The organism is Streptomyces sp. NPDC057445 (genome assembly GCF_042802855.1).
Classification (GTDB): Bacteria; Actinomycetota; Actinomycetes; order Streptomycetales; family Streptomycetaceae; genus Streptomyces.
In genome coordinates, this window is record NZ_JBHVDH010000026.1 from 94,248 (window position 1) to 102,425 (window position 8,178).

General features: G+C 73.4%; 6 protein-coding genes. 3 read left to right on the forward strand and 3 right to left on the reverse strand.

Annotated features, from left to right (window positions below):
• The first annotated feature begins 68 nt into the window (after nucleotides 1–68).
• Nucleotides 69–260 carry a hypothetical protein gene (locus ACFU5O_RS33270; protein ID WP_384246088.1) on the forward strand — a complete coding sequence of 64 codons (192 nt, stop codon included), beginning with the start codon at nucleotides 69–71 and terminating at the stop codon, nucleotides 258–260.
• 104 nt (nucleotides 261–364) lie between these two features.
• Nucleotides 365–622: a hypothetical protein gene (locus ACFU5O_RS33275; protein ID WP_384246089.1), complete on the forward strand. Its 258-nt coding sequence runs from the start codon at nucleotides 365–367 to the stop codon at nucleotides 620–622.
• On the opposite strand, the gene ACFU5O_RS33280 is transcribed toward ACFU5O_RS33275, so the two are convergent.
• The 3 genes from ACFU5O_RS33280 to ACFU5O_RS33290 form a co-directional block, all read right to left on the reverse strand.
• Complete coding sequence (locus ACFU5O_RS33280) at nucleotides 597–2,093, reverse strand: membrane-associated oxidoreductase (RefSeq protein ID WP_384246090.1); 1,497 nt, start codon at nucleotides 2,091–2,093, stop codon at nucleotides 597–599. The genes ACFU5O_RS33275 and ACFU5O_RS33280 overlap by 26 nt on opposite strands.
• A gap of 196 nt (nucleotides 2,094–2,289) precedes the next feature.
• Entirely contained in the window at nucleotides 2,290–3,933 is a 1,644-nt protein-coding gene (locus tag ACFU5O_RS33285) for a DNA repair helicase XPB (protein ID WP_384246092.1), read from the reverse strand.
• A 285-nt stretch (nucleotides 3,934–4,218) separates the two neighbouring features.
• The gene (locus ACFU5O_RS33290; RefSeq protein WP_384246093.1) at nucleotides 4,219–6,798 is read right to left on the reverse strand and encodes a helicase-associated domain-containing protein; all 2,580 of its coding nucleotides are present in this window, start codon (nucleotides 6,796–6,798) and stop codon (nucleotides 4,219–4,221) included.
• Between the two features lie 81 nt (nucleotides 6,799–6,879).
• On the opposite strand from ACFU5O_RS33290, the gene ACFU5O_RS33295 reads away from it, so the two are divergent.
• Nucleotides 6,880–7,896 carry a hypothetical protein gene (locus tag ACFU5O_RS33295; RefSeq protein WP_384246095.1) on the forward strand — a complete coding sequence of 339 codons (1,017 nt, stop codon included), beginning with the start codon at nucleotides 6,880–6,882 and terminating at the stop codon, nucleotides 7,894–7,896.
• Nucleotides 7,897–8,178: the final 282 nt, after the last annotated feature.

Here is an 8,178-nt window from a genome sequence, read left to right on the forward strand (position 1 = left end):
GGCGCGCCGGGCCGGGGATCGGTCCGGAGGCCGATGTGATCCCCGCACGCAAGGCACACCATGGATACATGAGCACAGCGACCTTCCACCCAGCAACCAGCCGGGTGCGCGGCGCCACCGCGACCGGTGCCGCCACCCATCACGCCCACCGTCTCGGCGACGCGCTGCACGCCGTGAAGGTGTTCGCGATCGCGGCCTTCGACATCGTGGTCCTCGGGGAGTACGGCGACGAGGCCGGAGTCGTCCGCCGCCACCGCTGACCGGTACTGCCGCGGATCCGGCGAGTGTCCGAGCGGGTACCCGCCGAGTACGCCACCGGGTACGCCACCGAGGGCGCCCCTCCGCCCCCGGCCGGAGCCGGGGCATGACGACGAATTCCCCGCCCACCGGCCGCAGCGCCGACGACGACAGCGCCACGGACCAGGACAGCGCCCATCTCCTGCGGGTGCCGGCCCTCACCGGCCCCGGGCTGCCGCTGCACTCCTCCCCTGCCACGGTCGGCGGCGCCCGCACGACGCGACTGCCGACGACGGCTCCGCCGTCACAGCCGCCCGCCTCGCGGCGACGGACCGACGCTCTCCCCGCCCGGCAGGGCCCTACTGGCGGCTCAGGGAGCGGCTGATGCCCGCAGCGGTCGTCGTCGCCAGGATCCAGCCCGTGACGATCAGCAGATACGAGAGCCACTGGAAGCCGCCCTGCGGCGCGAAAGCGGCCTCCTGTCCGAAGCCGATGATCGGCAGCAGCAGGTCGAGCGTGTAGAAGACGGGATTGAAGTCCGGCGCCTCGTCCGGCTTCAGCGGGCGGGGGTGCTCCAGGGCGAACGCCACGCTGCCGGTCAGCAGCAGTGCCAGCAGCCATCCTGCGGCGCGCATCGGACGGAAGCCGTAGCCCACGGTCGCGTCCTGGAGGTGCCCCCAGAACCTGGCGAAGCGAGGCAGGGTGCGGCGGTGCCGGCGCAGCTTGGCGAGCTGGACGGTGCGTGCGGCGGCCTCGTCGCCCGCCGTGCGGTACGCGGCGGTCAGCTGCTCGTACGCGAAGGGGACGTAGCCGGTCTCCTCCCGCTCCAGCACCGGCAGCCGCTCCTCTGCGGGGAGGTGGGGGGCGAGACTGCCGTAGCTGAGGCCGTCGAGCCGGAGCCGATCGGGCCACACCTCGGGCGGTATGTGCAACAGGTCGATCTGGGAGCGCCGCAGGTTCAGCGTGCCCCGGACCGGGGCGGCCGCGCGCAGCCACAGTTCACCGATCACACAGCTGCTGGCACGCAGCGCCTGCCCGTCGGGGTTGGACAGCCGGGCATACGCGAGATTGAGCTGACGGGGGATCCTCGAGCCGCTCAGATTGACCCGGCCGTGGGCGCGCAGCCGCATGGCGCGCAGATCGGTGCCCACCGACAGGTTCTCCGCGTGGAGCGCCGTGCCTCCGAGTGCGTGCAGCTCGGCGTCGTCGAGGTTGACCTGGCCGCCGACGGTGGCCCCGTTGAGCCGGATCTGCCCGTGCGCCACGAGGCCGACGGCCCAGACGTCGGTGCCGACGACCGCGTGGTTGAGGTGGAGGACCGGCTCCTCAGGGGGCTCGGGTTCCGGATCTCCGGTGGCGGCCGCCCCCGGAGCAGTACCCAGCGTCGCTCCGTTGACGAAGAGCGCCGAGATCCGCGCCCCCGACAGCCGCACCGGACCCGTTGCCCGGCAGCACGTCAGCCGCAGGACGATGTCGGCGTGCAGGGTCCCCGCACTGAGGCCCGGCAGAACCGAGTCGCTGAGCACGAGGGCGCGCACCTGCGCCCCGTACAGCTCCGGGGCCCGCTCGAAGAAGCAGGAACGCAGCCGTATGCCGTGTTCGACCGTCCCGTACTTGAGGTTCAGCTGTCCCGTGATGCGGGCGCCCCACACCTTGAGGCCGGGGATCTCGCCGTCCTGCGAGGGCCCGTTGAGCAACAGCGCCCTCAGCACCTCGGCGCGTACGGTCCGTTCGTGACCCCAGGACGCACCGTCCCCGGCGTCCTCGCCGTCGCTCTCGCGGAAGTCCACCCCTTCGTCGCGCGGGAACGCTTCCCAGACGCGGCGTTCCGCGGGTGTCAGATCGTCGATCTCCATCGGCGGGATCGTTTCCCGCATCTTCTCGGGGTGTCAACTGCCGTGCCCTCGCGCCGATATGGACCGGTGGCACCGGTGGCACCGGTGCAAGTGCGGGGGAGTTCTGATGCTTCGCCCCGTACCCCTGCCCCGACGCGTCGACGGACCGGTCGATGAGCCAGGTGGCCGCGAGTGCGCGGTGCGCCCGTCCGCAGGCTCAGTCCTCAGCCAGCAGCTCGTCCGCGTCCATGATCCGGTACGCGTAACCCTGCTCGGCCAGGAAGCGCTGGCGGTGTGCGGCGAAGTCCTGGTCGATCGTGTCGCGGGCCACCACCGAGTAGAAGTGCGCCTTGTGACCGTCCGCCTTGGGGCGCAGCACTCGGCCGAGGCGCTGGGCCTCCTCCTGGCGGGAGCCGAAGGTGCCGGAGACCTGGATGGCGACGGTCGCCTCTGGCAGGTCGATCGAGAAGTTCGCGACCTTCGACACGACGAGCACGCTGATCTCGCCGTTGCGGAACGCGTCGAAGAGCTTCTCCCGCTGCGCGTTGGGCGTCTCGCCCTTGATGACCGGGGCGTCCAGGTGCTCGCCCAGCTCGTCGAGCTGGTCGATGTACTGGCCGATGACCAGGGTCTGCTGGCCCGTGTGCTTGCGGACCAGCTCTTCCGTCACCCGTTGCTTGGTCGCGGTCGTGGCGCAGTAGCGGTACTTCTCCTCGGTCTCCGCCGTCGCGTAGGCGAGCCGCTCGGACTCCGTCAGATTGACCCGGACCTCGACGCAGTCGGCGGGCGCGATGTAGCCCTGGGCCTCGATCTCCTTCCAGGGCGCGTCGAAGCGCTTGGGGCCGATGAGGGAGAAGACGTCCGACTCGCGGCCGTCCTCGCGCACGAGCGTCGCCGTCAGGCCGAGGCGGCGGCGGGCCTGCAGGTCCGCCGTGAACTTGAAGACCGGTGCGGGCAGCAGATGCACCTCGTCGTACACGATCAGGCCCCAGTCGCGGGAGTCGAACAGCTCCAGGTGGGGGTAGATCCCCTTCCGCTTCGTCGTCAGGACCTGGTACGTGGCGATGGTGACCGGGCGGATCTCCTTCTTCGCGCCGCTGTACTCACCGATCTCCTCCTCGGTGAGCGAGGTGCGCCTGATCAGCTCGTGCTTCCACTGGCGGGCCGAGACCGTGTTCGTGACGAGGATCAGGGTCGTCGCCTTCGCCTGGGCCATGGCGCCCGCGCCGACGAGGGTCTTGCCGGCGCCGCAGGGCAGCACGACCACGCCCGAGCCACCGTGCCAGAAGCCCTCGACGGCCTGCTTCTGGTACGGGCGCAGCGCCCAGTTCGTCTCGTCCAGGTCGATGCGGTGGGCCTCGCCGTCCACGTAACCCGCGTGGTCCTCTGCGGGCCAGCCCAGTTTCAGCAGGCTCTGTTTGATCTGGCCGCGCTCGGACGGGTGGACGGCGACCGTGTCCGCGTCCAGCCGGGCGCCGACCAGCGGCTGGATCTTCTTCGAGCGGAGGATCTCCTCCAGAACGGGCCGGTCGGTGGTGGTCAGCACCAGCCCGTGGGCCGGGTGCTTGGACAGGGTGAGGCGCCCGTACCTGGCCATCGTCTCGGCGACGTCGACGAGCAGCGCGTGCGGGACGGGGTAGCGGGAGAACTCCACCAGCGCGTCCACGACCTGCTCGGCGTCGTGACCGGCGGCCCGCGCGTTCCACAGCCCGAGGGGGGTGATGCGGTAGGTGTGGATGTGCTCGGGGGCGCGCTCGAGCTCCGCGAACGGCGCGATGGCGCGGCGGCACGCGTCGGCCTGCTCGTGGTCGACCTCGAGCAGGAGAGTCTTGTCGCTCTGGACGATGAGCGGTCCGTTCACGCGTGTGCCCTTTCCTCGTGGCCCCGTGCGATCCGTACGGCCAAACCTCCAGTTTGCCCTATCGGACGCCGTGGCCGTGTGGCCTCGGCCACGGCGGTCGCGACGGCCCCGGTGGCCTTGGGCCTCTCGTTCGGAACTTGCCGGGCTCGCGTGCCCTGGCACCGCACCTCGCTGCGTTGTCGTCGGTCGCCGACGTCCCCCGGCCACCGCCGGTAGGTGCGTGCACGCCGCCGGACCCCACGCACCGATCCGGCCTGATCCGAACGAAAGACCCGACGAAAGACCCTAGGAGGGTTCGTCTGCGAGTTCGGCGACGCCGGTGATGCGGTGCAGCGGGTACGTACGGACCTCGTCGGCGGTGTGGTCGTACGCCGTGACGAAGCCGCCCTCGACGCGTACCGGCGCGATGACGCGCTGGCTGGCGGCGCCGTCGGCGTTGACGTACCCGATCCACACGGCGGAACCGGTGAGCGCGGCGGCCTGGACGGTCGCGAGGGTCTCGGCGGGCGTGGTGCGGGGCAGTCCCCCGTCCACGGTCGTCCGCGCGCCCACGGGGGCTCCCTCGTGCGGGGCGGGCTTGCGCACGGCGGTCGCGGCCATGTCCCCGGCGCGGATCGCTTTCACCGCCGCGCCGAGCAGTGTGTCGTCCGGCACGGGCGGCCCCTCTGGCACCGGCGCGGGCGGGGTGCGGTGAGAGGTGCGGCGGGCGTCGGCGCGGGTGATCAGTACATCGCCGTGCGCCGACTCGGCGGCGGGCGCGTACCCCATCGCGCGCAGCCCCTCGAGCAGTGCCGCCGGGTCCGCCTGGGCCGCCAGCACGGTGGGCGCGAGACGGCGCAACCGCAGCGCCTGCGAGCGGCGGTCGGCGAGGATCTCGTCCAGCAGGGCGTCGTCGTCGCAGCGTACGTACGCGGAGGCGGCGCCGATACGGAGGTGGCCGTGCCTGCGGGCCACGTCGTCGATCAGATAGCTGAGAGGCTGCGGTACCGGTGTACGGCTGTGCCTGGCCAGGAACGCGTGCAGGTCCGCGGCGGCCTGACCGTGGTCGAGCGCGCGCCGCACGGACGCGGGTGTGAACCGGTAGACCGTCGCGCCCCCCTTCGACTCCACGTCCGCGAGCACTCCGAGCGCATCGGCGAGCGGCCGTTCGAGGGGGCCGGGCGCCACAGCGGTGAGGTCGGCCTGGAGCAGTACGTGGTCGAGGGGTGCGGGGAGCAGCGGGGCGATGGCCTTCGCGGCGAGCGTGGCCCGTGCCGCGAGCTCGGCGGGAGCCAGGGCCGGGCCGGGGGCCGGGAGCAGGGTGCGGGCCGCCGCCGAGAGGGCGCCGCGGCCCGTGAGACCGAGCAGTTCGGCCTCGGTCAGGGTCCAGGTGGCGATGCGGGAGCGGAGGTCGGAAATCTCCGGGCGGGGAGCGGCGGCGGAGGCTCTGGCGGCTCCGGGGGAAGGAGACTGGGCCGGTCGGGCCGGGTGCTCCCACCGGAGGCGGGCCAGCATCGAGTCCGCGGTCGGCGAGGCGCCCACCGGCAGGTCGGCCAGCAGGGTAAGGACGCGTCGGCGGACCTCCGGCGCGGGGCCGCGGTCGAGATCGGGCCCGAGCGCCGCGAGGGTGCGTCCCTTGCCGTCCTGGCCGCCGACCAGGCCGGCGGTACGGGTCGCCGCGAGCCACGCCGTCACGAGCGCCGTCCAGCGCTCGGCCGCCGGGAGGTCGAGCCAGTCGTCGTACGCCGGCGTCGGCGCGAAACGTTCGTCCGCCTCACCGTCCGAGGCCAGCAGCCCTGCCGCGTACGCGAGTTCGATCCAGAACGTGGCGATCGGCTCCGTCACGTCCAGCGCCGCCGCCGTCCGTTTGAGATCGCGCACGCTCAAGCCGCCTGCGCGCAGCACCGCGGGCCCGGCGGTCTGCCACTCCTTCAGGAGCTCCTCGACCGTCGCGAGTGCGGTGTAGGCCTGGCCCGCCGCCGTACTGTCCACAACCTGTGGACGGTGTTCTGCCGCGACGACGAGTTCCGGAGCCAGCGGCTCCGTCTCCCGGTGCGCGCGACCCGCCCGCAGGTGCAGCGCCGCCTCCCGTGGCAGCACCACCGTGCGCGGCGAAGCGGGCAGCAGCAGTCCGTGGTCCCGCAACCAGCGCACCGGCGGCGCGGGATCGGCCGTCACCTCGCCGTACGGCGGCCCCCACACCAGCCGGTCCAGCACCGCGAGCGCCTCCGGCGGAGCCGTGTCCAGCAGCGCCGACATCCGCGCGCGGTCCGTGAACAAACCGGTCAGGGCGGCGACCGCGGACACCGGGTCATGGGTCGACGGAAGCCCCGCCGCGGCCAGGATCTCCTGCAGCCGTCCGGGCGACATTCCCGCCGTGGCCTCGGCCACGGCCGGGCCGAGTCCCGTCGGCGACGGGTGCGAAGGGGCCGGGGCGAGCAGCTCACGAGCGGTACGCACCAGTCTGAGGCGGTCGTCGTCGCCCCAGACCAGCGCCTGTTCGCGCAGGACACCGAGCGCACGCGGCAGGGCGGCGGCGACCGCCGGGTCGCCCCCGTCCCCGGCGAGCAGGCCGAGGACGGTGCCGTACGACGTCGGCTCGGGGGCCACCGCCATGGCCTGGGCGGTCTGCAGCGCGAACCGGTCGAGCCGCTCCAGCGCGCGCACGACGGATGCGCGGGTCCCGGCCCGGGTGGCGAGCTGGGTGAGGTCGTTGGGGACCGGGTTGAGCAGGTCAGGACGGGCACGCAGGAGTGCGGCCAGTCCTTCGTCGCCGCGGGCGCGCAGCGCTTCGGCCAATGTGCGCGGTGCCGAACCTGCCGTGCCGGCCCCGCCCGCCGTACTTGCGGGCACGTGCGCCTCCCGATCGAGCTCACCGGTCCCCATCCGCCCCACGTTAGCCTCTGCCCGCGCGCTAACGTCGGGTCAGGGCGTCCGCCGTGCAGGGCGCGCTGTGGAGGGGCGATCGTGGGGATCGAGAGCGACCAGCTTGTCTTCGACTACCTGAGCCGGGTCGGCGACCTGGCCCAGCAGCGCCAGCTGCCCTCGGGGACCAGGATGCAGCTCGTGTCGTCGTTGCGGAACGAGATCGACCGGCAACGCGCGAAGTACGACACCGACAGCCCGGCCGCGGTGCGGCGCATCCTGGGACGGCTGGGGACGCCGGACGAGGTGGTGACCGCGGCGGCGGACGGCGCGGGCATCCAGGGGGCGACGGGTACGGATCCCGTGTCCGCCGCGCCGCGGCCCGCCGTGTCTCGGCCCGCCGTCCCGGAGCAGCGGGCCCGCTCCGGCCGCCGGTTCATTCCGCGCCCCCGCAGAACGGCGAAACCGGACCTCGCACCGCCGTCCGCCGCGTCACCACCGCATCTCGCGGGGATGCACGAGCTCGGCCCGTCCGGCGGTGAACCCGACTGGTGGCGGGTCGGTCCCGGCGGCGACAGCGGCATCGGCGGCTTCGTGGGCGGGGTGGAGGTCGCCGAGATACTGCGGCCGCCGCCCGGGAAGGACGCGGAGGAAGAGCCGGACGGGACGGAGCTCGAGGGCGCGGCCGATCCCGTTCCCGTGGGCGACCCGGAGACCGTCCCTGCGCGGCGCCGGTGGCTCCCACGGGTGCGCCGTCGCGGCGCCGACACGGTGCGTCCTTCGCTCGGCAACCCGCTCCTCCTGGCCGCCGCCGCGCTCCTCGTCATCGGCACGGTCATCGGCTCCTGGCTCGCGCTCGCCTTCGGCTGGCTCCTCGCGTACGCCTCGCGCACGCTCTCCCGCGCGGAAGCGAAATGGGCGGTCCTCGGCCTCCCGGGCGCGGTCGCCGCGGCCGCGGCGGTCTGGCTGTGGGGCCGCGTCAACGGGCGCTGGGGCGAGCCGATCCCTCCGGGGGGCGACGCGATGGCCGAGGCCCTCGCGACGACCTGGCCGTGGGCGCTCCGGTCCGCCGCGATCGCCACGGCGCTGTACCTGGTGTGGCGCGCCCGCCGCGTTTAGCCTCCGGCGGGCGGTTCGGGTGGGGTTGTCGTGGTTGGCCGGTGCCGTGTTGGTTGGCCGGTGTGTCCGTCCTCAAACGCCGGACGGGCTTGGTGTGCGGGGTTGGCCAGTGCCGTGACCGCGGCCGGGGTGTCCGTCCTCAATCGCCGGACGGGCTCAGGTGTACGGGGTCGGCCCGGACCGGGTCGTGGGCGTTGGGGGCCGTTCCGGGGCTCGCATCCGGGACGGCATGATTTACGGCGCGCCGACCGGTACCTCAAAGGACAGCGCCCGCGCCGCGCC